This window comes from Streptomyces sp. BL1 (assembly GCF_057628045.1).
Genome location: NZ_JBXYWZ010000002.1, coordinates 2,430,308 through 2,456,268, shown reverse-complemented (window position 1 = coordinate 2,456,268; position 25,961 = coordinate 2,430,308). Strand labels below are relative to the sequence as shown.

The following is a 25,961-nucleotide window of genomic DNA, read 5'->3' as shown; positions in this document are numbered from 1 at the left end:
GCGTACAAAGTCTGTCCGTCCGCTTGCCCCACCCTTTTGCACCGGCCCTAGACTGAACGCCCAGCAGGTGGCTACACGCTCGAAAGGCGACCCCGTGTCCCTCGGCAACTCCCCCGAAGAGGACCGGCCTTCGGTCGGTCGAGCCCTCCAGCAGGCCCGTATCGATGCGCGGCTGACCGTGGACGAAGTCAGTACGTCCACCCGAGTTCGTGTGCCCATCGTGCACGCGATCGAGCAGGACGACTTCTCCCGGTGCGGCGGCGATGTCTATGCGCGCGGCCACATCCGTACGCTCGCCCGCGCGGTCGGTCTCGACGCCGACGCGCTCGTGGCGCAGTTCAACGAGGAGCACACCGAGGAGGCGGGCCCGATGGCCGCCGCCACGCTCTTCGAGGCGGAACGGATCCGCCCCGAGCCGCGCCGTCCCAACTGGACCGCGGCCATGGTCGCGGCGATCGTCGCGGTCGTCGGCTTCGTCGGCTTCACCCTCGCCGGCGGCGACGGCGGCGACTCGGGCAAGCCCGTCGCCGGCGACGCCCCCAGCGAGAACACCAAGCCCTCCAACACCGCCGAACCGAAACCGACCAAGACGGCCGACCCCCGGCCGAGCGACAGCGCGATCGCCGCGGCGCCGGCCGACAAGGTCACCGTCCGGATGACGGCCGAGAAGGGTCACAGCTGGATCTCGGCCAAGGACCACAACGGCAAGCTGCTCGAAGAAGGCGTGCTGAAGAAGGGCCAGTCGAAGACTCTCACCGACGACAAGCGGCTCGACCTGGTGCTCGGCAATGCCGGCGGGGTCAAGCTGTACGTCAACGGCAAGGAGGTCAAGAACGTCGGCGAGGTCGGGCAGGTCGAACGTGTCAGCTACACGCGGGGCGATCCGGAAGCGGGCTGAGCCCCTGGCGGCGGGAGCGGCGGCGGTGACAAAGTAGGCTGAGGCCATGCCAGAACGCCGTACCGTCGCACTTGTCACCCTTGGCTGCGCCCGTAACGAGGTGGACTCGGAGGAGCTCGCAGGCCGCCTGGCGGCGGATGGCTGGGATCTCGTCGAGGAGGCCGGTGAAGCCGATGTCGCCGTGGTCAACACCTGCGGATTCGTCGAAGCCGCCAAGAAGGACTCCGTCGACGCCCTGCTCGAAGCCAACGATCTGAAGGCCAACGCCGCCGAGAGCGGCAGCCGTACGCAGGCGGTCGTCGCCGTCGGCTGCATGGCCGAGCGGTACGGGAAGGACCTGGCCGAGGCGCTGCCCGAGGCCGACGGCGTGCTCGGCTTCGACGATTACGCGGACATCTCCGACCGGTTGCAGACCATTCTCGGCGGCGGCGTGCACGCTCCGCACACCCCGCGCGACCGGCGCAAGCTGCTCCCGGTCAGCCCCGTCGAGCGGCAGAACTCCGGGGTGGCGCTGCCGGGGCACGCGCAGGAACCGGAAGAGGCCCCCGCCGACCTGCCGGACGGTGTGGCTCCGGCCTCCGGGCCGCGCGCCCCGCTGCGGCGCCGGCTCGGCAGCAGCCCGGTCGCCTCCGTGAAGCTCGCCTCCGGCTGCGACCGCCGGTGCTCCTTCTGCGCCATCCCCTCCTTCCGCGGCTCCTTCATCTCGCGGCGGCCCTCCGACGTCCTGGGCGAGACGCGCTGGCTGGCCGAGCAGGGCGTGAAGGAGGTCATGCTGGTCTCCGAGAACAACACCTCGTACGGCAAGGACCTCGGCGACATCCGGCTGCTGGAGACGCTGCTGCCCGAGCTGGCGGCGGTGGACGGCATCGAGCGGGTGCGGGTCAGCTATCTGCAGCCCGCCGAGATGCGGCCGGACCTGATCGGCGTGCTGGCCGGAACGGACAAGGTCGCGCCGTACTTCGACCTCTCCTTCCAGCACTCGGCGCCCGATGTGCTGCGCGCGATGCGGCGGTTCGGGGACACCGAACGCTTCCTGGGGCTGCTGGAGTCCATCCGGAACCAGACGCCCGAGGCCGGCATCCGGTCCAACTTCATCGTCGGCTTCCCCGGCGAGACCGAAGAGGACGTCGCCGAGCTGGAACGCTTCCTCAGTGCCGCGCGGCTCGACGCCATCGGTGTGTTCGGCTACTCCGACGAGGAGGGCACCGAGGCCGTCGGCTACGGCGAGAAGAACGCGCCCGAGGTGGTCGCGGCCCGGCTGGAGCGGGTCTCGCGGCTCGCCGAGGAGCTGACAGCGCAGCGTGCCGAGGAGCGCGTCGGCGAGACGGTGCGGGTTCTCGTCGAGTCCGTGGACGACGAGGACGGCGCCGTGGGCCGCGCGGCACACCAGGCGCCGGAGACCGACGGGCAGGTGCTGCTGGCCGGGACTGCCGACGGGCAGGGACAACCCCTGGTCGTCGGACGTATGGTCGAGGCAAAGGTGGTGGGGACGGAAGGCGTCGACCTGATCGCCGAGCCCCTCGGCGTCGTCGGCGGCCCTGTGGAGACCGGTGAGGAGGCGGGCGGATGACCGGGATGTCGGCCTCCGCCGCCAGTGGCGGTGCGATGGCCAAACCGAAAACCCCCGCGGCGGTGCGGAAAGTCAGCCTGTGGAACATCGCCAACATCCTGACGATGGTGCGGCTGCTGCTGGTGCCGGCCTTCGTCGTGCTGATGCTCTGGGAGGGCGGGCACGACCCGGCCTGGCGTTCCTTCGCCTGGGCGGCCTTCACCGTTGCGATGATCACCGACCTCTTCGACGGTGAACTGGCGCGCCGCTACGACCTGGTGACCGACTTCGGCAAGATCGCCGACCCGATCGCGGACAAAGCGATCATGGGTGCCGCGCTGATCTGTCTGTCGGCCCTGAGCGATCTGCCCTGGTGGGTCACCGGCGTGATCCTCTTCCGCGAACTGGGCATCACGCTGATGCGCTTCTGGGTGATCCGGCACGGCGTCATCCCGGCCAGCAGGGGCGGCAAGCTCAAGACCCTCATGCAGGGCGTGGCGGTCGGTATGTACGTCCTGGTGCTGACCGGACCCCTGGCCACCCTGCGGTGGTGGGTGATGGCCGCCGCGGTGGTGCTCACCGTGGCGACGGGCCTGGACTACGTACGCCAGGCTGTCGTGCTCCGCCGGGCCGGAATGGCCCGGGTGCGGGCAGCCGCCGAGGCGGCGGCGGAGCAGCCCGAGAGCGAGCGCATCGACCCGTCGGAGGCGCGGCCGCGGCCGGAACCCGAGCGGGTGGAGGGAACAGCCGGACCGACGGCCGGAGCCGAGAAGTCGTGAAGAGCGTGAACGGGGACGGCAGCGGCGGTCCGGGAGACGGCGAGACCAACGAGACAGTGCAGGCCGACGGTGAACTCGCCGCGCGGATCGTGGAACTTCTGGTGGGCCGCGGCGAGACCCTGGCGGTCGCCGAGTCGCTGACCGGCGGGCTCACCGCCGCTGAACTCACCGCCGCGCCCGGCGCCTCACGCGCGTTTCTGGGGTCCGTCACGGCGTACGCGACACCTCTCAAGAGCCGGATCCTCGGTGTCGACCCGGCACTGCTCGACCAGCGCGGGGCGGTGGACGCCGAGGTCGCGCGGCAGATGGCGCGCGGTGTACGGGAGACGCTCGGCGCCGACTGGGGCGTCGCCACCACGGGAGTGGCCGGCCCCGAGCCGCAGGACGGACAACCCGTCGGCACGGTCTTCGTCGCCGTCGCGGGGCCCGACGGCGGGGTGCTCGCGGAGCGGCTGTGGCCCCACGGGGACCGGATGGCGATCCGCGCGGCGAGCGTCCGCGGAGCACTCGGATTGCTCTGCAATGAATTGTCCGAGACAGGGCGGGCAAAGGATAGGGAACAACCAGGGGGGAATGGATGTTTGCAGCCCTGAGTGAACACGACATCGCTCCCCGCACGGGCACAGCCCGAGGCGGTACGGTGGAGCCTGAAGGTTCCGGGCCCAACACGCCGGTCGGGAACAGGCTGTGGAAGACGCCGCGCGTTGAGAGGGAGGAGCACCGATGATTCTGCTCCGTCGCCTGCTGGGTGACGTGCTGCGTCGGCAGCGCCAGCGCCAGGGCAGGACCCTGCGCGAAGTCTCTTCGTCCGCCCGTGTCTCGCTCGGCTATCTCTCCGAGGTCGAGCGTGGTCAGAAGGAAGCTTCCTCGGAACTCCTCTCGTCGATCTGCGAAGCGCTCGACGTACGGATGTCCGAACTCATGCGGGAAGTCAGCGACGAACTGGCGCTCGCGGAGCTGGCCGAGTCCGCTGCGAGCGACTCGGTGCCCGCGCCGATGCGGCCGGTGCTCAACCCCGTGTCGGTGACCTCCGTCACAGGGGTGCCGGAGGAGCGCGTCACGATCAAGGCACCGGCAGAGGCTGTGGACGTGGTCGCGGCCTGACGGTTCGCCGGCTGCCGCGGTACAGAGTGAGCTGCGGGAGAAGCCCCGCCGGGACCCGGGGAAAGGGTCGCGGCGGGGCTCGTTGTGTGCTGTACGCCGTCTCGGCGGCCATGCTGGCCGGCTGGCTCTACGCCGCGTGGCGGCTGATCGCGGGGGACGGCGGGCCGGTCGAGGTGACCGTCCTGGCCGGCGGGTGGGGGCTGAGCGTGCTGCCGGTGCACGTCACCACGGCATCGCCACGCCCCCGTTCGGACGGAGAATCTGCCCCGTCGTGAAGGCGGCTGCGTCCGAGGCGAGATGCAGCACCGCGTGGGCGACGTCCTGCGGATCGCCGACACGGGCCAGGGGAGACATGCGGGTCATCGCGGCCTCCGTCTGCTGCTGCGCCGCGGCGTCGTGCCGGTCGGTCATCGGCGTACGGACCCAGCCGGGCGCGACGGTGTTGACGCGGATGCCGTGCCGGCCGACCTCGGCGGCGAGGGTCTTGGTGAGCTGCACGACGGCGGCCTTGGCCGCGCCGTAGCAGAGCAGGCCCGGCGCTCCCGTGTCGACGGCGCCGGAGGTCATCGTGACGATGCTGCCGCGTGTACCGGTGGCGATCATGCTGCGTGCCGCGGCCTGGCAGGTGCGCAGTACGCCCTTGAAGTTGATGTCGAGCACTCGGTCCAGATCCGCCTCGTCGGTCTCCAGGACGGGGCTGCTGTGCATGATCCCGGCGATGGCGGCCGCGATGTCGAGGCGCCCGTGGAGGCGTGCCGCCGCTTCGACGGCCGCGTCCACGGCGGCGCGGTCGGCGACGTCGACCGTGTGGGCCTCGGCGGTGCCGCCGGCGGCGGTGATCCGCTCGGCGGTCTCGCGGGCTCCGGCGCCGTCGCGGTCCGCGCAGCGCACGACGGCCCCCGCTGCGGCCAGCAGTTCGGCTGTGGCGCGGCCGATGCCGCTGCCCGCGCCGGTGATCAGGGCGGTGCGGCCGGTGAGGTCGTACGCCGGGAGGGTCATGGGCAACGACGGTACGAACAGAACTGACGGCCCGTCAATTGTCGTGCGGCGGGCTTGTGCGCGGGGATGCGCGACCCGGGCCGCCGGACGTCTCCGGGACCGGGCCCGGCTGGCAGCGGGGGCAGTACCAGACGGTGCGGGGACGGTCCGGCGGGCCGTACGTACCGGTGCGCACCGCGGTGCCGCAGCGATGGCAGGGGCGGTGCGTGCGGCCGTACACCCACAGCGCGCGGTCGTTGTCGTACCGGGCGCTGCCCGGGCTGCGCAGGGCCGCCTTCGTGGTGCGCCGGTCGAAGGTGTCCTTGTTCGCCTCCAGCAGCTTCTTCGCCGCGGCCAGCAGCCGGGGGAGCAGTGTGCCCGGCAGATCACCGACGGGGGTCCAGGGAGAGGTGCCGGCGAGGAAGCACAGCTCGGCGGCGTACACATTGCCGATGCCGGCGAGGTTGCGCTGGTCGAGCAGGGCCTCGGCCAGGGGGCGGGCGGGGCTGTCGAGAAGCCGGCGTTCCGCCTCGTCCGCATCCCAGCCGGGGCCGAGCAGATCGGGGCCCAGATGGCCGGTGGCGGCCGACTCCTCGGAGGTGCGCAGCAGTTCGAGGAGGGGCAGGCGGAAGCCCGTCGCCATCCGGTCCTCCGTGGCCAGGACGGCGCGGATCTGATGTGCGGGACCGCCGCCCGGGGAGCGGGCCGGGGCACTGATCCGCCAGCGGCCGTCCATCCCCAGATGCGAGTGCAGCGTGAGGCCGCCCTCCACCCGGGTGAGCAGATGCTTGCCGTGCGGGACGGTCTCCAGGACGCGGCGCCCCGACAGATCGGCGGTCGCGAGGCGGGGAACGCGGAAGTCCGTACGCGTCAGGGTGCGGTCCGTGAGCGCTTCATGGAGCTGCCGCGCCGTGTGCCAGACGGTGTCTCCTTCGGGCATGGACTCATCCTTGCAGGCCGCTGCACGGGAACGGGCGCTTCAGCCCGCGCGCAGACGCAGCCCGCGGGGTGTGGCGTGGAAGCCCGCGGACTCCAGCAGGGTGCCGAGCGGGGACGTGAGCGCGGGCGAGCCGTTGACCCGTTCGACGGTGACCGTGCCCAGCGCGCCGTCCCGGGCGGCGCCGGCCAGGGCCTCGGCCGCCGCGCGCAGCCGCGGCGTGGCCTCCGCCGGCCGGCCCGCCGGGGCGCCGCCCTCCGGCGGGCCCTCGTCGGCGGCCTCCGCGTCCGAACCCGGCCAGGCGAGCAGGGTCTTGCCGCCGCGCTCCACGTAGAGCACCAGCTCGCCGTCGACCAGGACGACCACCGCACCCGCCTTGCGCCCGGGCTTGTGTGTGGCGCCCTCCAGCGCCTGGGGCCACGGCAGCGCCGCGCCGTACGCATTGGCCGGGTCGGCGGCGGCGAGCACCGCGGCACGCAGCGGGCGGTCCCGCTCCCGTGCCGTGCTGACCGCGCGCAGCCTGTCGACGGCGCCGTCCATCGCGAACTGGGCCGCGCCCAGGCCCTCCACGACATAGCCGCGGCGGGCCTGGCCGCTCTCCTCGAAGGCGGCCAGCACCCGGTACGCCGCGGAGAAGCCGCCCTCCACGCCCTCGGCGGCGACGGCACCGCGGGTGACGACGCCGTGCCGGTCCAGGAGGGTGCGGGCCAGGGCGTGCGCGCGGTGCGTCGGGTCGCTCTCGGGGGCGGGGAGCAGGGACCAGCGGCCCGCGACGGTGGGCGGGCCGTTGCGGGAGGCGGTGGGCCGTTGCGTACCGCTGCGGGCGGCGGCCGCGGTGAGGGAGCCGTAACGCCCGCGGGGGACGGCTCTCTTGGCGCGGTGCGCGGTGGCGCCCGCCGTACGGCCCGAGCCGAGGAGGGAACGCAGCGGCGAGAGCGTGTCGTTGGTGAGCCGCCCGGACCAGGCCAGGTCCCACAGGGCCTCGGCGAGCTGGGGGTCGGTGGCGTCCGGGTGGGCCGAGGCCCGCACCTGGTCGGCGATCTGACGGAAGAAGAGGCCGTACCCGGGAGCGAGCGCGTCGAGCACCGACTGGTGCAGCGGCGTGAGCTCCACGGGCAGCGGCTGCGGCAGCAACAGCGGTGCGGTGTCGGCCAGATGGAGCGAGACCCAGCCGTCCTTGCCGGGCAGTGCGCCCATGCCCGCCCACACGACCTCGCCGGAAGCGGTCAGCTCGTCCAGCAGCGCCGGTGTGTAGTCCGTGACGCGGCCGGGCAGCACCAGCTTCTCCAGCGCGGAGGCGGGGACCGGGGCGCCCTGCAACTGCTCGATGGTGCGCACCAGTCCGTCGATGCCGCGCAGACTGCGGGTGCCCAGATGCTGCCACTGGGGGAGGAACGCGGCGAGCGCCGCCGGAGGCACCGGCTCCAGCTCCTCGCGCAGCGCGGCCAGCGAGCGGCGGCGCAGCCGGCGCAGCACGTTCGGATCGCACCACTCCTGGCCGGCGCCGGCCGGATGGAACTCGCCCTGCACGAGGCGGCCGTTGGCGGCGAGCCGGTGCAGCGCTCCGTCCGCGACGGCGGTGCCCAGGCCGAAGCGGGCCGCCGCGTCGGCCGACGTGAACGGGCCGTGCGTGCGCGCGTAGCGTGACAGCAGATCGCCGAGCGGGTCGGCCACCGGCTCCGTGAACGCCTCCGGCACCCCCACGGGAAGCGCCACCCCGAGCGCGTCACGCAGCCGCCCCGCGTCCTCGACCGCCGACCAGTGCTCCTCGCCGCCGATGCGGACCCGCAGGGCGCGGCGCGCGGACTCCAGCTCCCGGGCCCAGGCCGGGTCCGCGCCGCGCTCCGCCAACTCCGCGCCGGTGAGCGGGCCGAGGAGACGCAGCAGATCCGCGACGCCCTCGGCGTCCTTGACGCGGCGGTCCTCCGTACGCCACTGGAGCTCGCGCTCCAGCTCGTGCAGCACGTCCGCGTCGAGCAGCTCGCGAAGCTCCGCCTGCCCCAGCAGCTCCGCCAGCAGCCGGGAGTCGAGGGAGAGCGCGGCGGCACGGCGCTCGGCCAGCGGGGAGTCGCCCTCGTACAGATACTGCGCGACATAGCCGAAGAGAAGGGAGCGGGCGAAGGGCGACGGCTCGGGCGTCGTGACCTCCACCATCCGCACCCGGCGCGACTCGATGTCGCCCATCAGCTCCTTGAGGCCCGGCACGTCGAACACGTCCTGGAGGCACTCGCGGACCGCTTCCAGCACGATCGGGAACGAGCCGAACTCACTGGCCACCTGGAGCAGTTGCGACGCGCGCTGACGCTGCTGCCACAGCGGCGTGCGCTTGCCGGGATTGCGGCGGGGCAGCAGCAGCGCACGCGCCGCGCACTCGCGGAACCGGGCGGCGAACATGGCCGACCCGCCGACCTGGTCGGTGACGGTCTGCTCGACCTCGCCCTTGTCGAACAGGACGTCGGAGACGCCGACGGGAGCCTGCTCGGGGTCGTACGAGGAGTCGCCGCCGGGGGAGCCCTCGTCGAGCAGGTCCAGGCCGAGCAGGTCCGCGTCGGGCAGGCGCAGCACGATGCCGTCGTCGGCGTGCATCACCTGGGCGTCCATGCCGTACCGCTCGGTCAGCCGGGCGCCCAGCGCGAGCGCCCACGGGGCGTGCACCTGAGCGCCGAACGGCGAGTGCACGACGACGCGCCAGTCGCCCAGCTCGTCCCGGAAGCGCTCGACGACGATGGTGCGGTCGTCCGGAACGTGGCCCGCGGCCTCGCGCTGCTCCTGGAGATACGAGAGGAGGTTGCGGACAGCGAGCTCGTCCAGCCCGGCGGCCGTGAGCCGCTCGTGGGCCGCCTCCGGGGAAAGGGAGCCGGTCTCACGGAGGAACGCGCCCAGCGCACGGCCCAGTTCGAGCGGGCGGCCGAGCTGATCTCCCTTCCAGAACGGCAGCCGCCCCGGGACACCGGGCGCGGGGGAGACCAGCACGCGGTCCCGGGTGATGTCCTCGATCCGCCACGAGGTGGTGCCGAGGGTGAAGACGTCGCCCACCCGCGACTCGTACACCATCTCCTCGTCCAGCTCGCCGACCCGGCCGCCGCCCTTCTTCGGGTCCGCGCCGGCGAGGAACACGCCGAACAGGCCGCGGTCCGGAATGGTGCCGCCCGAGGTGACGGCGAGGCGCTGCGCGCCGGGGCGGCCGCTCACAGTGTTCGCGACCCGGTCCCACACCAGACGGGGCCGCAACTCCGCGAAGGCGTCGGACGGATAGCGCCCGGCGAGCATGTCCAGCACCGAGTGGTACGCCGACTCGGGCAGCGAGGCGAAGGGGGCGGCCCCGCGGACGACGGCGAGCAGCTCGTCGACGTCCCACGTGTCGACGGCCGTCATGGCGACCAACTGCTGGGCGAGCACGTCGAGCGGGTTGGCCGGGATGTGCAGCGCCTCGATGGCGCCCTCCCGCATCCGCTCCGTGACGACGGCCGACTGCACCAGATCGCCCCGGTACTTGGGGAAGACCACACCGGACGAGACCGCTCCCACCTGGTGTCCCGCACGGCCCACACGCTGCAGACCGGACGCCACCGACGGCGGGGACTCGACCTGGACGACCAGATCGACGGCTCCCATGTCGATGCCCAGCTCCAGGCTGGACGTGGCCACCACGGCGGGCAGCCGGCCGGACTTCAGATCCTCCTCCACCACCGCGCGCTGCTCCTTGGAGACCGAGCCGTGGTGGGCCTTGGCGATGAGCGCGGGGGCGCCCTTCGCGGAGCCCGCCTCGGCCATCAGCTCGGCGGGCGAATGGTGCTCGGGCAGGGGCTCACCGGTGGCCCGCTCGTACGCGATCTCGTTCAGCCTGTTGCACAGACGCTCGGCGAGGCGGCGGGAGTTGGCGAACACGATGGTCGAGCGGTGCTCCTGCACCAGGTCGACGATGCGCTCCTCCACGGACGGCCAGATGGACGGCTTCTCCCCGCCGCCCGGGCCCTCGCTGCCCGCCTCCTGCGCGGGGGAGGAACCCAGCTCGCCCATGTCCTCGACCGGCACGACGACCGACAGGTCGAACTCCTTGCCGGACGGCGGCTGGACGACCTCGGCGCTGCGGCGCGGCGAGAGGAAACGCGCGACCTCGTCCACCGGGCGGACGGTCGCCGACAGGCCGATGCGCCGCGCCGGCTTGTCGAGCTGCTGGTCCAACCGCTCCAGGGAGAGCGCCAGATGGGCGCCGCGCTTGGTGCCGGCGACCGCGTGCACCTCGTCCAGGATCACCGTCTCCACGCCGGAGAGCGCGTCCCTGCTCGCCGAGGTGAGCATCAGGAACAGCGACTCGGGAGTGGTGATCAGGATGTCGGGCGGACGGCGCGCGAGGGAGCGGCGCTCCGCCGCCGGGGTGTCGCCGGAGCGGATGCCCACGCGGATGTCCGGCTCGGGCAGCCCGAGCCGCGCCGACTCCTGACGGATGCCCGTCAGCGGACTGCGCAGATTGCGCTCCACATCGACGGCGAGGGCCTTCAGCGGCGATACGTACAGCACCCGGCAGCGCTTGACCGGGTCGGCGGGCGGCGGGACGGACGCGAGCCGGTCGAGGGAGGAGAGGAACGCGGCGAGGGTCTTGCCGGAGCCGGTGGGGGCGACGACGAGCGCGTCGGACTCCGCGGCCAGCGCATGCCACGCGCCCTCCTGCGCGGCGGTGGGGCCGCTGAAGGCCCCCGTGAACCAGGCCCTGGTCGCGGGGGAGAAACCGTCGAGTGCCGGAGTCCGAACCATGGGTCCCATCGTGCCTCGCGCCACTGACAATGCCGCTGAGCGGCGCAGAACAAGGGGCATGACGGGGCCGGGGAGCGGCGCGGCGGAGGGTCCGCGCGGCGAGTCGCACCGCGGGGAGGGTGGGGAGGGCGGGGAAGGCACACCCTCGCGGAGCACGGCCGGCGCTCCGCGCGGATCGGCTTCGCCGTCACCGGTGCCTGCATATATCTCCTGTGGAATCTCACCACGCTGATCGGCGCGCTGGGGCTCGGGCTGCTGCCCGTACTGCCGTCCGGTGTGCCGGGGCTCGCGGCGGCCGCTGTCGCGCTGCTGCTGCGAGCCCCCCCTTCCTCGTGGTGATCGGGGCCGCCGTGCTCGTCACTGCCGGGGTGCGGGCGGTCGGTGGCCGACAGCTGCGGCATCCGGCCCGGCGTCGTGGCCCGGCTCCCCGCTCTCCCCGCCGTCCGGCGCGCCGGGCCACGGGGCGACGCCCAGCCGGGCCGCGTCACGTTCGGGGCGCAGGAAGACCGTCACGACCAGACCGGCCGTTCCGACCAGTGCGGCCATCAGCACGTAGGCGTTCAGATAGCCGCCGGACACCGACCCCGCGGCGTCGACCACGTGCCCCATCACCAGGGGTGCCAGCACTCCGCTGAGTGCGAAGACGCCGGTGAGTGCCCCCAGTGCGACACCGCGCTGGGCGGCGGGCGTGATCCGGGAGACCGCCGTGGAGGCAACCGACAGGATGATGTCGGCCAGCGCCATCGGCCCCAGCAGCAGGGCGACTTTCAGCCACAGGGTGTCGGTCATCGCGAAGCCCAGGGTGGCCGCGGCCCCCGTCAGCATCAGCAGCCCGTTGTTGACCCCCGCGGGGAACGGAGAACGGCGCACAGGTCCGCCGCGTGCGGCCCGCCGTACCGAGCGCTGTACGACCAGACCGTGCGCCACCATCGCCAGCCCTTTGCTGAGCGCGCCGAGCATGATGAGCAGGCTGGCCTGGCTCAGGCTGAGCCCGAGGACCTCCTGGAAATAGTCGGCCGACCAGGTCAGGCCCGCCGAGATCGTCCAGTAGGCGGCGAACGCGCCACAGGCGGCCGCCAGCCACGTACCCGACAGCAGGATGCGCCGGTAGGGGACCAACAGGACGTCCCCGGCGCCCGGTTGGTTCTCCGCGTGACCGGTGTCCCCGTCCGCCCCCGTGTCCCGGACGGCCTGCGCACCTTTCGTGCGGCCGCCGACCGGAGGCGCGTACGGGCCCTCCTTGCCGTACCGCAGCCACAGTGCCGCCCACACCAGGCCGACCGCGCCGACGGCGCCGAAAGCGGCACGCCAGCCCCACTGGTCGATCACGAACCCCAGGGTCGGTGCCGCGACGGCGACGCCCGCCGAGGCACCGAACAGCAGGACGGACGTCGGCAGTTGACGCTCCTGCTGGCGGAACCAGCCGTACAGATGGTGCATCGCCACCGGGGTCGCCGGCCCCTCGGCGGCGCCCAGCACCACACGGGTGACCAGCAGCGTGCCGAAGCCCGCGGCCGCCAGCAGCATCGGCAGCTGCGCCGCCGACCACAGCAGTGCCATACCGAGCAGCAGTACGGGCGTGCGCACTCTGCGGGTGAGTGCCGATCCGCCGAGCGCCGCGAGGCTGAAGAGGGCGAAGAAGGCGGACGACGCCGTGCCGAACTGCTCCCGGGTGAGACCGAGATCCCGCATGACCGGCGTCGCCGCGAGACCGAGCACAGTCTTGTCGGCGAAGTTCACCAGCATGAAGGCAAGCAGCAGCCATGTGGTGCCCCACGGCGTCATCACCGCGCCGCTGCGGCCGCCGCCGGCTGTCCGGTCCGCCCGGAGCCGGGTCATGGCGTGCTCCCGCCCTGCTCCTCGTCGTCGCGGACCGTGCCGACGCTGATGGCCCCGGCCGCACGCCGGGCGCCGGCGGCGCTGCGGGTCAGTTCGGTGGCGGTGTCGGTCCCTTCGGCCACCGCAGCGGCCTCGGCCGCCGCCCAGTTGAAGACGCCGCGCGCCATCGTGGAGCTCTCCTCGGCGGCGCGGCGCGTGTAGACCTCGGACCGTACGCGGGCCACCTCGCGGTCCCCGGGAGCCGCCTGCCCCGCGAACTCGGCCAGATGGGCGGCCAGTCGCAGTTCGCCGCGGTCCAGCAGGGCGGAGGCGCGCGCCGCGAGCGCGTCCGCGCCGCCCGCCGCCGCGGCCAGCTCGGCGGCCAGCGCCGGTTCGGGGGCCGGCTTGAGATGGGCGGGGTTCTGGTCGTACCAGCCGCCCCACAGCCTCCACAGGTTGCGGATGACGAACTCGGGCTCGTCGTACGCGGGATGGAGGTACGGCTTGTCGAGGAGTTCCTGCGGCACCTTCACCGCGTGCACGACCTCGTCCAGACGCTTGCCCTCGTTCATCAGGGCGCGGGTCTGTTCGCACAGACTCTCCAGCAGTGCCGCACTGTCGCCGAGCGCCTGGTCGATACGCTCCGCCCCGATGATCGGCACCCCGTGACCGGGCAGCAGCACCTCGGCGCCGAGCTGCTGCATGGCGCGCAGGGCCTCCGCCCACTCCTCTGGATAGCGCTGCGCCTTCTGCGGGTTGCCGGCGTTGGGGGAGTTCCAGATGAACAGGTCGCCCGTGCACAGGATGCGCAGTTCCGGGATCCACACGTACGTGGCGTCGTCCGTTTCGCCGCGCGCGTGGATCAGCTCGAAGGTGAGCTCCCCGTGCCGCACTGTCATCCGGTCGCGGTAAGTGGTGTCGGGATAGCGGTAACTCGTCGGCCACTCCAGGGACGGCACGCCGAACTGCCGCCTGTTGATCCAGGAGTTGTAGCCGCAGGTGTGCACGTACCGGTCGAAGCGTTCCCCCACCAGCTCGTGCCCGACGACGTCAGGACGGGGCCGCTTCTCCGCGTCGGCCTCCTGGTCGAACGGTGCGACCCCGAAGACGTGGTCGACATGGCCGTGGGTGAAGACAACGCTGCGCACCGGATCGGTGGACCAGGAGCGCACCGCTTGGTGCAGCATGCGCGCCGTACGGACGTCCCCGCTGTCGACGAGCACGAGACCGTCACCCGTGTCGAAGACCGCCACGTTGGCGAACGCCGGGAAGAAGCCCGTGCGTTCGCCGAGCGGGACCAGCGCGGGGCCCGTGAACGCTCCCGACAGATGCGCGAGCAGGGTCTCCTCGCCCCGCCACACACGGTCCACGTAGGCGGTGTAGTCCGTCTGTCCGTCCTGCTTGTGCTCGGTCATACCGGGCGGCTCCTCACGCGTCGTCGCGGCTGTGCTGCCGTTTCCGCCGCCGTGGGTCCGGCGGCGCGCGGCAGCACCGAGTCTCGGCCGCACACCCGCGCACCGGACATCCCGTCTCGTCACACGCGCACGCCGTGCGTACTGTGACGGGTCACAACCGCCGTGGACGCCGGGAGGGGCCGTGCACCTGTCCGAAGCCGCCCGCGGGCTGGCGCTGCGCTGCGAGCCGCAGGTCAACGAACTGGCCCGGCGCATGGCCCGGGTGACGTTCGAGCGGATCCCCGGATACGCCGACATCCCCGGCGACATGAAGGACCTGGAGATCGCCGCGACGGCACGGCACGGCATGCGGCTGTTCCTGCACCGCGTCCGCGATCCGGGGACGCGGCACAAGGACGACGGACTGTTCCGCGAACGGGCCGCCCAGCGCGCCGAGGAGGGCGTACCGCTGCACCTGCTGCTGCGAACCCACTCGCTCGGCGTGTACGTGCTGTGGCAGGCCCTGCGCGAGGCGGCGGAGCCGGGCGAGGAGGGCGCGCTCACCGAGCTCACGGACGTCCTGATGCGCGCACACGAGAGCACTGTCGGGGCGGTCGCCGAGACCTATCTGGAAGAGCGCGCCGCGCTGGACGCCGAACGCCGGGAACACCGCCGTTCGTTGGTGCGTGCCCTGCTTGACGGCACGCTCGCCGGCGAGGGCACGGAGACGCAGCTGGCGGAGCTCGGCCTGCGGAGCGACCAACCCTGCCTGGTGCTCGCGCTCTCGGTGCCCGGCTCCGGCCGCGGCTCACCCGTGGCGGCGCGGCGCACACTGCGGCGCCTGCAGACCCTGCTCGACCACGCCTTCGGCACGGAAGTCGCCGCCCTGCTGGAGCGGGACGGGCAGGGCGGCGCGGGGAAGGCCGTGGTGCCCGGCGCCCAGGAGCCCCCGGCCGCCCTGCTGGAGCGGCTGCGCCGGGCGGGCGGCGACCGGGTACGGGTCGCCGCCGTACGCGCCGGCCGGCCCGACGAGGTGCCCGAGGCGGCACGGACGGCGGCCGGCATCCTGCGGGTGGCCCGCGCCGCCGGACTGCCGCCGGGGCTGCACAAGTTGGACGACGTGCTGCTGGAGTTCCACCTGTCGCGCCGCAACGCGAGCAGCGGTGCCATCGCCGCCCTGCTCGACCCTGTCGGCGACAGTCCCGAGCTCCTCCGGACGCTGCGCGTGCACCTGGAACAGCGGCAGCAGCGCCGCAGTACCGCCCGCCTGCTGGGCGTGCACCCCAACACCGTCGACAACAGGCTGGCCAGAATCTGCGAGTCGACAGGGCTCGACCTCACCTCGCCCCGTGACACCGCGCTGGCCATCGCCGCACTGCTGCTGCGCGAGACCGCGCACAGTACCGACGGCGACGGCTAGCCGCCGAGCGGGCGCCCGTACGCGCGCAGGGTCAGCAGGGCGTTCAGCGTCACCGTGGGACGTGCCTCGAGCTCCGTACCGGGCGCCCACAGACGCCAGTTGACCGGCCACCCGCCGTCCTCCCGCTGGCTTGCGGCGAGCCGGTCCAGACCGCGCTCCGTCTCCGCGTCCGTGAACCAGCGGCGGGCCAGCGAACCGGGCGCGGGGGCGAAGTCGGTCACGTAGTGGTACTCGCCCGGTCCGTAGCCCTCCGGGAGCGGGAAGTCAGCCTCTCGGTCCGGATCCGTCACCGCGAGCCGCTGCTCCCGCACGAGCCGCCCCAGCCGTTCGGCGGCCGCTTCCGCGCGCGGACGGTCGGGGGCGTTGTCCAGGAAGGTGACGGCGGCGTGCACTTCGTACGGATGGGTCTTCTCCAGCGACTCGACGGCCGCCCAGCAGAAGTCGGTCGCGCGGAACAGCCAGGCGTGCCAGATGTCGTTGCGGTGCAGCATGCCGACCACTTGGCCGGTGGTGAGCAGTTCGCTGGGCGGGTTGTCGACGAGCGGGATCCAGGGCGCCGCCGGATAGCCGCGCAGCGAGGGGTGCAGACCCGGCAGCGCGCCGTCGGGTGTGGAGACGTCGGTCAGATAGCGGCACACCTGCTCGATCTTCTGCCCCGTGCAGCGGCCGATGCCGTCCAGGATCCGCAGCGCCGTCGCCACGTGCAGCGGCTGGCTGACGGGACCGCGCAGATCGGGCTCCAGCGCGTACCCGTAGCCGCCGTCGGCAGTGCGGTACGACTCGAGGGCGGTCTCGACGGCGCCGGCGTCGCCGTCCAGGAAGTGATGGGCGAACCGGCGCTGGTCCAGAACGCGGGCGGTCAGCCAGACGAAGTGCTCCGCGCGGGCGAGAGGCGATGCTGTGGCAGCCATCTTCCGACCCTAGGGCTTCGGGACGGGGCGGTCACGGGAGGCGGGAAGGAGCCACCCCTGCGGGCGGGATACTGGTGGCATGCGGTTGACGGAATTCTGGCAGCGGATGGCGGACCACTTCGGCAGGGGCTACGCGGACTCCTTCGCACGTGACCATGTGATGGCCGAGCTCGGTGGACGGACTGTCCACGAGGCCCTGGACGCGGGCTGGTCGGCGAAGGACATCTGGCGCGCGGTGTGCGCCGCGGTGGAGGTTCCTCCGGACAAGAGATGACAAGAGGTGCGTCGGGTCCCACGGACAGCTCCCCGTGGGCGAGACTTCTCCCCGTGGGAGCACCAGATGACGACGCACATGCGAAGCGGGACGGCGGCACGGGGCCGCACCCGCCGCACGCGCAGGACGAGTTGAGGGAGCCGCACGCAGAACAGCAGGAGGGCGCGTCGCCGTGGCGCCCGTCCGGAAGGGAGCGGGGCGGGGAGCCACCGGGCGGCAGGCCGCGTGTCGTGGCCGGCGGCGACGACCGCGAGAGCCGCATGCCGCGCTGGCTGCCGCGGGCCTTCGTGCTCGCCCTCACGCTGCTCGGCTGCTTCCAGCTGGGCAGCTGGGCCTTCCACCAGGTGACCGGACTGCTGCTGAACGTCCTGATCGCCTTCTTCCTCGCGCTGGCCATAGAGCCGCCGGTCGACAAGCTGGCGTCGTACGGCATGCGCCGCGGGCTCGCCACGGCACTGGTCTTCCTGGTGCTGCTGGCGCTGACCGCGGGCTTCTTCGGGGCGCTCGGCTCGGTGTTCGCCGAGCAGATCACCCGTATCGTCAACGACCTGCCGTCCTATGTGCAGGACGTGGTCCTCTGGATCAACAAGACCTTCCACACCCGGCTGAGCGTCGACAAGCTGCAGGACAACGTGCTGCACTCCGACTGGCTGCGGAAGTACGTGCAGGACAACGCCGCGCACGTGTGGGGTCTGTCGGCCACCGTGTTCGGCACGCTCTTCCAGCTGCTGACCGTCAGCCTTTTCGCCTTCTACTTCGCGGCCGACGGGCCCCGGCTGCGGCGCGCGCTGTGCTCCGTACTGCCGCCGGCGCGGCAGGCCGAGGTGCTGCGCGCGTGGGAGATCGCGGTGGTGAAGACCGGCGGCTACATCTATTCGCGCGGTCTGATGGCGCTGGTCTCCGGGTTCGCTCACTACCTCTTCCTGCAGTTCCTCGGGGTGCCGTACGCGCCGGCGCTGGGCGTCTGGGTGGGCGTGGTCTCGCAGTTCATCCCGACGGTCGGCACGTATATGGCGGGGGCGCTGCCGATACTGCTCGCCTTCACCGTGGACCCGTGGTCGGCGGTGTGGGTGCTGATCTTCGTCGTGGTCTACCAGCAGTTCGAGAACTACCTGCTCCAGCCGCGGATCACCGCGAAGACGGTGGACATCCACCCGGCCGTGGCCTTCGGCTCGGTGATCGCGGGGACCGCGCTGATGGGGGTGGTGGGAGCGCTGATCGCGATCCCGGCGACGGCGACACTGCAGGGGTTCCTCGGGGCGTACGTGAAGCGGTACGACGTGGCCGACGAGAGCCTGCGCGAGGTCCAGCGCAAGCGTGTCCGGCTGTGGCGACGGCGCCGCCGGAGCGAGTGACGGAGCTCAACTACCAGGGCTGACCTGCCGTTTCAAGAGGCGTCCGGGGAATCGGCGGGTTCGCTTGACGCAAAAATCGAACATCGATTCTCATAGGTGTCTCAGACGGCTGGGAGCCGATTGTCAGTGGCAGCCGCTAGCGTCGTTGGACGTGAAGCGAACGACTCAAGCAAACCGGGTGGCACCGATGGCAGAGACCGACCGCGAGAAGGCGCTCGAAACCGCCCTCGCGCAGATTGAACGGCAGTTCGGCAAGGGCGCCGTGATGCGTATGGGGGAGCGGCCGAACGAGCCGATCGAGACCATCGCCACTGGCTCCACAGCACTCGATGTGGCTCTCGGCGTCGGCGGGATCCCCCGCGGCCGTGTGGTCGAGGTGTACGGCCCGGAGTCCTCCGGCAAGACGACCCTGACCCTGCACGCAGTGGCCAACGCCCAGAAGGCGGGCGGCACGGTGGCCTTCGTGGACGCCGAGCACGCGCTGGATCCGGAGTACGCGAAGAAGCTCGGCGTGGACACCGACGCGCTGATCCTGTCTCAGCCGGACAACGGCGAGCAGGCGCTGGAGATCACGGACATGCTGATCCGCTCCGGTGCGCTCGACCTGATCGTCATCGACTCCGTCGCGGCGCTCGTGCCGCGCGCGGAGATCGAGGGTGAGATGGGCGACTCGCACGTCGGTCTCCAGGCGCGGCTGATGAGCCAGGCGCTGCGGAAGATCACGGGTGCGCTCAGCCACTCCAAGACCACCGCGATCTTCATCAACCAGCTGCGCGAGAAGGTCGGTGTGATGTTCGGCTCGCCGGAGACCACCACCGGTGGCCGGGCGCTGAAGTTCTACGCCTCGGTGCGGCTCGACATCCGCCGTATCGAGACCCTCAAGGACGGCACCGATGCGGTCGGCAACCGCACCCGCGTCAAGGTCGTCAAGAACAAGGTCGCGCCGCCCTTCAAGCAGGCCGAGTTCGACATCCTGTACGGGCAGGGCATCAGCCGCGAGGGCGGGCTGATCGACATGGGCGTGGAGCACGGCTTCATCCGCAAGTCCGGCGCCTGGTACACGTACGAGGGCGATCAGCTGGGTCAGGGCAAGGAGAACTCCCGCAACTTCCTGCGGGACAACCCCGACCTGGCCAACGAGATCGAGAAGAAGATCAAGGAGAAGCTGGGCATCGGCATCGTCGTCCCCGAGGAGCCGGCGGCCGAGCCGGGCACGGATGCCGTGAGCGCGGGCGGCGAGGACACCGAAGCCGCGGCGGGAGCCGCTGCCAAGTCGGTGCCCGCACCGGCCTCGAAGGGCAAGTCGGCCAAGTCGGCCGCGTCCAAGAGCTGATCCATGACACGGCGCACTCACTGGCCGGATGACGAAGACAGCGGTGGTCCCGCCTCGTCGAGGGCCGAGGCGGGGCCACCGCGAAAGAAGCCGCGTGCGTCGTCGGCCTCGCCGCCGCGGGGGGACGGCGAGGCCGACGGCTCCGGCGACGGGGCTCCGGTGGACGAGCGGGATCCGGTCGAGCGGGCGCGGGCGATCTGCCTGCGGCTGCTCACCGGGACTCCCCGCACCCGGCAGCAGCTCGCGGAGGCCCTGCGCAAGCGGGAGATTCCCGAGGAGGCGGCCGAGGAGATCCTCGCCCGCCTCGAGGGCGTCGGCCTGATCGACGACGCGGCGTTCGCGGACGCCTGGGTGGAGTCGCGGCATCACAGCCGGGGCCTCGCCCGGCGTGCGCTCGCCCGTGAGCTGCGCACCAAGGGTGTGGACTCGCGGCTGATCGACGAGGCCGTCGGCCAGCTCGACGCCGAGCAGGAGGCGGAGACCGCCCGCGACCTGGTGGAGCGCAAGCTGCGCTCCACCAGGGGCCTGGACCGGGAGAAGCGGATACGCCGCCTCGCCGGAATGCTGGCCCGCAAGGGCTATCCGGAGGGGCTCGCCCTGCGGGTGGTCCGCCAGGCGCTGGAGGAGGAGGGCGAGGACCCTGAGGTCCTGGAGGCCCATCTCCCGGACGCCTGACCGGCGTTGACACGGTGGCCTGCCGGGCACCCCGCGGTTCGGGGATGCCCGGCTTGTGCCTCAGATGTGCTGTGTTCCGCGGCGGCTGGTCCTCATCCGAGGAGGCCGGCCCTCACGAGGCCGGGCAGAGCCGGTGGGCCTGCTGCACGTTGTGCAGCTTGGCGTCCACGCAGCCGCCCGGCAGCGAGCCGTACTTCTTCTTCCCGAAGTTGGCGGTGACGGTGAGCTTGCCGTCGCCGAAGACGGAACGCTGTACCTGGTTGTCCCCGGTGAGCCGCTCGAAGCCGGTCATCCTCTCCGTTCCGGCGGCCTTGTGCAGCGGCGCGAAGTAGCGCTGCAGCGCGGCCATTTCCTTGCCTGCCGACTTGAGGTTCGCGTCTCCGAGCACGAAGTTGAGCGGCGTGTTGTAGAGCATCGCCATCAGTGCCCGGTCGGTCTTCTGCTCGGGGAGCTTGTCGTACGGCATCTCCCACCGGTCGGTGTTGATGACGGAGCCGTGCAGGGCGGTCTCGTACAGCGGGATGCGGTAGCGCGGGTCGAACATCGCCTTTGCCAGCGGGGCCGGCAGGCGGGTGGGCTTGAAGAAGAAGTCCGGTGCCTTCTGCGGTGCGTAGCCGCCCCACTTGTTCTTGTCCTTCTGGAACGGCCACAGTCCGTCGGCGACCGGTGTCTGGGCGCCGTGGTTGAACGCCACTGCCGGGGCGGCCCAGGAGCCCGCGGACTCCGAGCCGAGGACCAGCTTGTCCTTGGAGGCGAGGGTCCGCATGCGCTCCAGCCGGTTGGCACGGTCCTGCTTCTTGTTCATGCGGTGGCCCGCGGTGGAGTCGGTGAAGAGCTCACCGGCCGCGTCCACGTCCAGGAAGTAGCTGTCGGCGCCGTTGGCGGTCATCTTCTTCGCGCGGTCGGCCAGATAGTGCTTGTCCGGCTCGGCCTTCTTGAAGGCCTCGGAGCTCAAGTAGCAGCCCCGGCCGTGGAATCCGCCCTTGATCTTTCCCTTCCAGTCGCGCACGCAGAAGTCCGGGTAGACGGTGCCGGGCCACTTGGAGGAGGGATTGTCGGCGCTGCCGGCGGGCTGCCCGTTGGCGTAGGAGTCGTACGGGCCGACGAGGTAGCCGTTCTTCTTCGCCGCGTCGACCGCCTGCTTGCTCATCGGGTGGCTGTCCGCGTCGTAGCCGAGCCACAGCCGGGAGACGCCCTGCTTGCGCAGTTCGTTCACGGCCTTCTCGCTGCGGGCGCCGCCCCACGCGTAGGCGTGCATGGCGCCCAGCAGCCGTTCGTTCGCGGGGTTTTCGGCGATCTTCTCCTTCAGGGTGCGGGTCCTGCCGTGTTCGTCGAGCCAGTTGCGGTAGTCGGTGGCGGCGGCCACGGGGGAGGAACCGGTGAGGGAGAAGTCGACGGTGTAGTCGCGGGTCTGCTCGCGCCGGGAGAACTCGTGCTGCGCCGTGGCGCTCAGCCGTCCGCCCTTCGAGGCGAAGCCGAGCGAGGTGCCGACTCCTTCGGGCACCAGATAGCTGACACCGTGCTTCCCCTGCGTATAGCCCCACAGCGGGAGCGTCAGGCCACCGGTGAGCTCGGCCTCGGAGCCCTTGAGGCCGGCGTCCTCGGAGTTCCAGAAGTGGTCCGTCACGGGGACGGACAGCCCCTCGCCTCGCGGGATCTGGAGCGCGCCGCCCGCACCGGACGCCGCCGCGGTTCCGGATCCGTTCCCGGCTGCCGCGGCTCCGGTGCTCGGCCAGGACAGGTTCTGATCGGCCGCCGAACGGACGGTCATCCGCAGTCTGCCCCGCTCGCTCGCCGCGCTCACGGTCAGATGTTTCTCCGGGTACGTCCAGCGCGCGGTGTTGCCGTCGACCGTCACCTTGCCGGGCTTGCCGAGGCTCTGCGCCGCGGCCCCCGAGACGGGGAGGACGGCGCCGCTGTCCGTACGGCCGGTGACACGGAGGGAACCGGTGTCCACACTCGCGCTGCCGCCGCGCACCGTGAAGTCGACGGTGCCGCCGTGTGCGCGGGGAGGGGCGACAGGACTGCCGTCGGTGCCCGGTTCGGCGGTGGCCAGATAGCCGGCGGAGGCCGTGGTCGCGGTCAGGATGACGGCTGCCGTGACCCCGTACGTACGGAGGCGGCGCCGGCGTTGCGCTCCTGCGGTGTCCCGGTGACTGTGCGGCCGAGGTTCCGGCTCGCCGGGAACGTGTTCGTGTCCGGGGGACCGGCTGCTGTTGCTCTTCGCGTGATTCACGCGGTCAGCATCCGGAGCGCGGATAAGAGCGTTCTAAGAAAGCGCGGACAAGAGGGTTCTAAGAGGACGACGTCCGCGCGGGAAGGGCGGCATCGGGCTTGCCCGACACCGCCTCCGCACATGCTCGCAGGTCCGCTGTGCGTATCCCGGGCAGGGCGGTCACCAGATGGCCGTCCGGGCGGATCACCAGCAGTGTGTGCGGAGCCGCCCCGGGATAGCACTCCGCGACGAGCAGTTCCGCGCGGAGCGGCAACGCGTCCACGGCGGCCGTCAGTTCGGGCATCATCCCGGCGGACAGCCAGTGCCTGCTGTCCCACACGGCGGTGCCCGGGGCGACGAGCAGCACCAGCAGTTCGCCCCCGACGCCGCCCAGCCGTTCGCGCAGCCGTCCGCGCCGGCCGTCGGCGCCGGTCACTTTGACGTCGCGGACAGGGGCGCCCGGCGCGGTGTCCACCGGTACGGGGCTCACCGTGCCCCGCACCGGTGCGGGCGGTGACGCGGTGTACGTGGCGGGCTCCCCGAGCTGCCCGCGGCCCAGGTGAGCATCCGTCAGCATGCCGAGCTGTGAACGGTTTCCGCCGGACGGCAGCAGGCCGCGCAGTCCGCCGCCCTCCCGCCGTACGACCGTCAGCGCGTGGTCGACGGCGCGCAGCCGTGCCCCGAGTGCGCCGCGCCGCTCCGTCTCGTAGCTGTCCAGCAGTGCGTCGGTGGCCTCCCGGTGTCCGCCTGTGCCCTGGCCGCCCGTACTGCCGTCGGGATGGTGCCAGGCGAGCGCCAGTTTCCACGCCAGGTTGGCCACGTCGCGCAGTCCTTCGTCCACCGACTGCACTCCGAGGGCTCCCACCAGATGGGCAGCGTCGCCCGCGAGGAAGGCGCGGCCCACCCGCCAGTGCCGGGCGAGGCGTTGGTGCGCGGTGTGGACGCCGGTGTCGACGAGTTCGTACGGTCCCGCGCCGCCGGCTCCGGGGTTCTCGCCCTCGTGCCAGAGGGCGAGTGTGGAGTGCACGCGTTCCAGCAGCTCGTCGGGGGTGACCAGTTCGCCGCGCGGCGGCAGCAGCCAGTCGAGCCGCCAGCCCTTGCCGGGCAGCGGGCGCGCGGTCACCTCGCCGGCAGTGCCGCCGGGATCGCGGTGCAGCAGCGCCTCGTCGGCCCAGGGGAGCCGGGCGCGGACCGCGGCCACCGCGTACCGTTCGACCGCCGTGCGGCCCGCGAAGCCCACCTTGAGGAGCTTCCGTACTGTCGACCGGGCACCGTCGCAGCCGACCAGATAGCTGCCGCGCCACCAGGTGCCGTCCGCGCCCCGGGTGTGCGCCGTCACGCCGTGCGCGTCCTGTTCGAGGGCGTCCACATGGCTGCCTGTGACGACGCGGGCGAGCTTCTCCCGTTCCAGCGCGGCCCGCAAGGCCCGTTCCAGCGCGTGCTGTTCGAGGTGTACGGGAGCGTCCGCCTCGTCCAGCGCGATCCGTTCCACGAGCTGGTCCTTGCGCTGCACGCGCCAGTGGGACCACCGCGTGCCGAAGAGCGGCGGCAGCAGCGCCGCGGTGTCGGGGCGCAGCACACAGCTCTGCGCGGCGCGGGTGGTGACCTCGCCGGTCCCCGAGTCCAGTACGACGGTGGGCACTTGGTGCCGGGCGAGTAGCAGTCCCAGGGCGAGACCGGCCGGCCCGGCGCCGACGACGATGACCTCGGAGTCGGTCACGCGCTCCGCTCCCCGGGGCCGCGCGCAGCGCCGGACCTACGAGGCGTACGGAGGGGAGGAGCCGTACAGGTGCGGTGAGTTGGAGCCAGCGGTGCCCGGTGCGCGATCACAGACCGTATGCAACCCAGTGGCTGGCCCACCGTCAAGCTGAGGGGCGGGGAACGGCCCTTCAGCCGTACCCCACCCCTCCGGCAGTCCGGCCGGCCTGTGGTCAGCCTGCCTTCGGCGCTCCGGGACCGGCCGTGGTGTCCGGGCCCTCCGGGGCCTCCGACATGTCGGTGTGTGCCACCTTGATGCCGGTCTTGGCCCGGCGTCCGCGCTTCTCCACCCAGGTGGCGAGGGCGGACAGGGCGAGGCACATGGCGATGTAGATGGCACCGAACACGATGACCACCTGGACGTACGGATTGACTCCGTCGACGAGGGTGTTGGACGCCAGCAGCTGTGCGGCCCGCAGCAGTTCCTCGTAGGTGACGACGAAGCCGAGCGACGTGTCCTTCAGTGTGACCACGAGCTGGCTGATGATCGTCGGCAGCATGGAGCGGACGGCCTGCGGGATGAGCACCGTGGTCATCACCTGGGTCTTGCTCAGACCCAGCGCGTACGCCGCCTCGCTCTGTCCTGTGGGCACGGAGTTGATGCCGGCGCGCAGCACCTCGGCCTGCACCGCGCCGTTGTAGAGCGTGAGGCCGAGGACGACGGCCCACATCGGGGAGTTGACGAAGAACGCCTGCCACAGCAGGTAGATGGTGATGAGCAGCGGTACGGCGCGGAACAGTTCGATGATGCCGGTGGCCAGCCAGCTGACCGGCTTGTGGTCGGACAGCCGCGCCACCGCCAGCACGACGGCCAGCGCGAGCGAGAACACCGCCGCCATGGCGAAGGCCTGGAGTGTCTTGATGATGCCGTTGAAGATGGACTCGCGCACGCCCGCGTAGTTGAAGATGTCCCAGAGTTCGGGCGCGAACTGCCCCTGGCTGTTCAGCCGGACGACGAGCCAGACGAGCAGCCCGATGATGGCCGCCGTGCCGACGACCGCGTAACCGATGTTGCGTGCGCGGGCCTTGGGGCCCGGAGTGTCGAACAGTACGGAGCTCATCGGGCGACCCCCAGCTGTCGCTCCAGCAGCCTGAACAGACCGCTGATCAGGAAGACGAGGACGAGGTAGGCGAGGGCCACCCAGAGGAAGATGACCATGACGTTGAAGCCCTTGTCGCTCAGCACCTTCTGCACGCTGAAGAGTTCGGGGTTGTCGAAGGCTCCGGCGATCGCGGAGTTCTTGGTCAGGGCGATGAAGATGCTGCTGAGCGGCGGAAGCACCGTACGCGTCGCCTGGGGCAGCACGATCAGCCGGAGGGTCTGGGAGAACGTCATCCCGATGCTGCGCGCGGCCTCCGCCTGGCCCAGGGCCACGGTGTTGATGCCGGAGCGCACGGCTTCGCACACGAACGCCGAGGTGTAGCAGCCCAGCGCCAGCACTGCCAGCAGGTAGGAGCTGGTGCCCTTGAAGAGGACCTCCGGCAGCACGAAGAACATCATCATGAACAGCAGCGTCAGCGGGGTGTTGCGCAGCAGGGTCACCCAGGCGGTGCCGAAGGCGCGCAGCGGCGGTACGGGCGACACCCGGAAGCCGGCCATCACGACGCCCACGACCAGCGCGAACAGTGCGCTCGTCGCGGTCAGCGAGACCGTCGAGACAAACCCTTCGCGGAACAGGTCCAGGTGGTCGAGCAGAACATTCATAAGGTCTCCGCGAGGCGGTCAGGGACGACGCGTCCCGTACGCCCGCCCCGGGCGGGCGTACGGGACCGAAGGACGCAGGAGGGCGCGCGCACCGGCGCGCGCC

At 71.9% G+C, this 25,961-nt stretch carries 20 protein-coding genes and 1 pseudogene; 11 read left to right on the top strand and 10 right to left on the bottom strand.

The window, feature by feature from the left end:
* Positions 1–94 precede the first annotated feature (94 nt).
* From AC3AGO_RS10815 to AC3AGO_RS10795, 5 genes are all read left to right on the top strand, one after another.
* Entirely contained in the window at positions 95–898 is an 804-nt protein-coding gene (locus AC3AGO_RS10815) for a helix-turn-helix domain-containing protein (protein ID WP_487824612.1), read from the top strand.
* A 46-nt stretch (positions 899–944) separates the two neighbouring features.
* Complete coding sequence (gene rimO / locus AC3AGO_RS10810) at positions 945–2,468, top strand: 30S ribosomal protein S12 methylthiotransferase RimO (protein WP_487819942.1); 1,524 nt, start codon at positions 945–947, stop codon at positions 2,466–2,468.
* Positions 2,465–3,226: a CDP-diacylglycerol--glycerol-3-phosphate 3-phosphatidyltransferase gene (gene pgsA, locus AC3AGO_RS10805; protein ID WP_487819941.1), complete on the top strand. Its 762-nt coding sequence runs from the start codon at positions 2,465–2,467 to the stop codon at positions 3,224–3,226. Before rimO ends, pgsA begins: the two co-directional genes overlap by 4 nt.
* A 56-nt stretch (positions 3,227–3,282) precedes the next feature.
* Complete coding sequence (locus AC3AGO_RS10800) at positions 3,283–3,819, top strand: CinA family protein (protein ID WP_487824611.1); 537 nt, start codon at positions 3,283–3,285, stop codon at positions 3,817–3,819.
* A gap of 130 nt (positions 3,820–3,949) precedes the next feature.
* A complete protein-coding gene (locus tag AC3AGO_RS10795; protein WP_487819940.1) occupies positions 3,950–4,330 on the top strand; it encodes a helix-turn-helix domain-containing protein in 381 nt (126 codons plus the stop codon).
* Positions 4,331–4,552: 222 nt separating this feature from the next.
* Here AC3AGO_RS10795 and AC3AGO_RS10790 read toward each other — a convergent pair whose 3' ends face one another.
* From AC3AGO_RS10790 to AC3AGO_RS10780, 3 genes are read right to left on the bottom strand one after another with little or no spacing between them, the layout of a single operon-like run.
* Complete coding sequence (locus AC3AGO_RS10790; RefSeq protein ID WP_487819939.1) at positions 4,553–5,329, bottom strand: SDR family NAD(P)-dependent oxidoreductase; 777 nt, start codon at positions 5,327–5,329, stop codon at positions 4,553–4,555.
* 34 nt (positions 5,330–5,363) lie between these two features.
* Positions 5,364–6,248: an Fpg/Nei family DNA glycosylase gene (locus tag AC3AGO_RS10785; RefSeq protein ID WP_487819938.1), complete on the bottom strand. Its 885-nt coding sequence runs from the start codon at positions 6,246–6,248 to the stop codon at positions 5,364–5,366.
* A gap of 39 nt (positions 6,249–6,287) precedes the next feature.
* Positions 6,288–11,000 carry an ATP-dependent helicase gene (locus tag AC3AGO_RS10780; RefSeq protein WP_487819937.1) on the bottom strand — a complete coding sequence of 1,571 codons (4,713 nt, stop codon included), beginning with the start codon at positions 10,998–11,000 and terminating at the stop codon, positions 6,288–6,290.
* A gap of 141 nt (positions 11,001–11,141) precedes the next feature.
* Here AC3AGO_RS10780 and AC3AGO_RS10775 point away from each other — a divergent pair.
* A pseudogene (locus AC3AGO_RS10775) lies at positions 11,142–11,339 on the top strand (AzlC family ABC transporter permease); the annotation flags it as partial.
* Positions 11,340–11,357: 18 nt separating this feature from the next.
* Here AC3AGO_RS10775 and AC3AGO_RS10770 read toward each other — a convergent pair.
* The gene (locus AC3AGO_RS10770; RefSeq protein WP_487819936.1) at positions 11,358–12,839 is read right to left on the bottom strand and encodes an MFS transporter; all 1,482 of its coding nucleotides are present in this window, start codon (positions 12,837–12,839) and stop codon (positions 11,358–11,360) included.
* A complete protein-coding gene (locus AC3AGO_RS10765) occupies positions 12,836–14,233 on the bottom strand; it encodes an alkyl sulfatase dimerization domain-containing protein (RefSeq protein ID WP_487819935.1) in 1,398 nt (465 codons plus the stop codon). Before AC3AGO_RS10765 ends, AC3AGO_RS10770 begins: the two co-directional genes overlap by 4 nt.
* A 181-nt stretch (positions 14,234–14,414) precedes the next feature.
* On the opposite strand from AC3AGO_RS10765, the gene AC3AGO_RS10760 reads away from it, so the two are divergent.
* Complete coding sequence (locus AC3AGO_RS10760) at positions 14,415–15,632, top strand: PucR family transcriptional regulator (protein WP_487819934.1); 1,218 nt, start codon at positions 14,415–14,417, stop codon at positions 15,630–15,632.
* On the opposite strand, the gene AC3AGO_RS10755 is transcribed toward AC3AGO_RS10760, so the two are convergent.
* On the bottom strand, positions 15,629–16,543 hold the full coding sequence (locus AC3AGO_RS10755) for a hypothetical protein (RefSeq protein ID WP_487819933.1): 915 nt from the start codon (positions 16,541–16,543) through the stop codon (positions 15,629–15,631). The two genes, AC3AGO_RS10760 and AC3AGO_RS10755, sit on opposite strands and share 4 nt — an antisense overlap.
* 79 nt (positions 16,544–16,622) lie before the next feature.
* Here AC3AGO_RS10755 and AC3AGO_RS10750 point away from each other — a divergent pair, with 79 nt between their 5' ends.
* The 4 genes from AC3AGO_RS10750 to recX all read left to right on the top strand — a co-directional run bounded on the left by AC3AGO_RS10750 (position 16,623) and on the right by recX (position 20,180).
* Positions 16,623–16,817: a DUF3046 domain-containing protein gene (locus AC3AGO_RS10750; protein ID WP_487819932.1), complete on the top strand. Its 195-nt coding sequence runs from the start codon at positions 16,623–16,625 to the stop codon at positions 16,815–16,817.
* Positions 16,818–17,077: 260 nt separating this feature from the next.
* Entirely contained in the window at positions 17,078–18,172 is a 1,095-nt protein-coding gene (locus AC3AGO_RS10745) for an AI-2E family transporter (RefSeq protein ID WP_487824610.1), read from the top strand.
* 187 nt (positions 18,173–18,359) lie between these two features.
* Positions 18,360–19,505 (top strand): recombinase RecA, encoded by a 1,146-nt coding sequence (gene recA, locus AC3AGO_RS10740; protein ID WP_487819931.1) that lies wholly within the window; start codon positions 18,360–18,362, stop codon positions 19,503–19,505.
* 3 nt (positions 19,506–19,508) lie between these two features.
* Positions 19,509–20,180 (top strand): recombination regulator RecX, encoded by a 672-nt coding sequence (gene recX, locus AC3AGO_RS10735; protein ID WP_487819930.1) that lies wholly within the window; start codon positions 19,509–19,511, stop codon positions 20,178–20,180.
* A gap of 112 nt (positions 20,181–20,292) precedes the next feature.
* Here the strand turns inward: recX and AC3AGO_RS10730 are convergent, their stop codons facing one another.
* The 4 genes from AC3AGO_RS10730 to AC3AGO_RS10715 form a co-directional block, all read right to left on the bottom strand.
* On the bottom strand, positions 20,293–22,416 hold the full coding sequence (locus AC3AGO_RS10730) for a glycoside hydrolase (RefSeq protein WP_487819929.1): 2,124 nt from the start codon (positions 22,414–22,416) through the stop codon (positions 20,293–20,295).
* 58 nt (positions 22,417–22,474) lie between these two features.
* Positions 22,475–24,115 carry an FAD-dependent monooxygenase gene (locus tag AC3AGO_RS10725; protein ID WP_487819928.1) on the bottom strand — a complete coding sequence of 547 codons (1,641 nt, stop codon included), beginning with the start codon at positions 24,113–24,115 and terminating at the stop codon, positions 22,475–22,477.
* 211 nt (positions 24,116–24,326) lie between these two features.
* Positions 24,327–25,214, bottom strand: coding sequence for an amino acid ABC transporter permease (locus AC3AGO_RS10720; protein ID WP_487819927.1), 888 nt, complete (start codon positions 25,212–25,214; stop codon positions 24,327–24,329).
* Positions 25,211–25,858, bottom strand: coding sequence for an amino acid ABC transporter permease (locus tag AC3AGO_RS10715; protein ID WP_487819926.1), 648 nt, complete (start codon positions 25,856–25,858; stop codon positions 25,211–25,213). Before AC3AGO_RS10715 ends, AC3AGO_RS10720 begins: the two co-directional genes overlap by 4 nt.
* Positions 25,859–25,961: the final 103 nt, after the last annotated feature.

Excerpts from the sequence above, each read along its gene's own strand:
- rimO (WP_487819942.1), top strand. The coding sequence starts at position 945 with ATGCCAGAACGCCGTACCGTCGCACTTGTCACCCTTGGCTGCGCCCGT.
- pgsA (WP_487819941.1), top strand. The coding sequence starts at position 2,465 with ATGACCGGGATGTCGGCCTCCGCCGCCAGTGGCGGTGCGATGGCCAAA.
- AC3AGO_RS10795 (WP_487819940.1), top strand. The coding sequence starts at position 3,950 with ATGATTCTGCTCCGTCGCCTGCTGGGTGACGTGCTGCGTCGGCAGCGC.
- AC3AGO_RS10790 (WP_487819939.1), bottom strand. The coding sequence starts at position 5,329 with ATGACCCTCCCGGCGTACGACCTCACCGGCCGCACCGCCCTGATCACC.
- AC3AGO_RS10785 (WP_487819938.1), bottom strand. The coding sequence starts at position 6,248 with ATGCCCGAAGGAGACACCGTCTGGCACACGGCGCGGCAGCTCCATGAA.
- AC3AGO_RS10780 (WP_487819937.1), bottom strand. The coding sequence starts at position 11,000 with ATGGTTCGGACTCCGGCACTCGACGGTTTCTCCCCCGCGACCAGGGCC.
- AC3AGO_RS10770 (WP_487819936.1), bottom strand. The coding sequence starts at position 12,839 with ATGACCCGGCTCCGGGCGGACCGGACAGCCGGCGGCGGCCGCAGCGGC.
- AC3AGO_RS10765 (WP_487819935.1), bottom strand. The coding sequence starts at position 14,233 with ATGACCGAGCACAAGCAGGACGGACAGACGGACTACACCGCCTACGTG.
- AC3AGO_RS10755 (WP_487819933.1), bottom strand. The coding sequence starts at position 16,543 with ATGGCTGCCACAGCATCGCCTCTCGCCCGCGCGGAGCACTTCGTCTGG.
- AC3AGO_RS10750 (WP_487819932.1), top strand. The coding sequence starts at position 16,623 with ATGCGGTTGACGGAATTCTGGCAGCGGATGGCGGACCACTTCGGCAGG.
- AC3AGO_RS10745 (WP_487824610.1), top strand. The coding sequence starts at position 17,078 with ATGCCGCGCTGGCTGCCGCGGGCCTTCGTGCTCGCCCTCACGCTGCTC.
- recA (WP_487819931.1), top strand. The coding sequence starts at position 18,360 with ATGGCAGAGACCGACCGCGAGAAGGCGCTCGAAACCGCCCTCGCGCAG.
- recX (WP_487819930.1), top strand. The coding sequence starts at position 19,509 with ATGACACGGCGCACTCACTGGCCGGATGACGAAGACAGCGGTGGTCCC.
- AC3AGO_RS10720 (WP_487819927.1), bottom strand. The coding sequence starts at position 25,214 with ATGAGCTCCGTACTGTTCGACACTCCGGGCCCCAAGGCCCGCGCACGC.
- AC3AGO_RS10715 (WP_487819926.1), bottom strand. The coding sequence starts at position 25,858 with ATGAATGTTCTGCTCGACCACCTGGACCTGTTCCGCGAAGGGTTTGTC.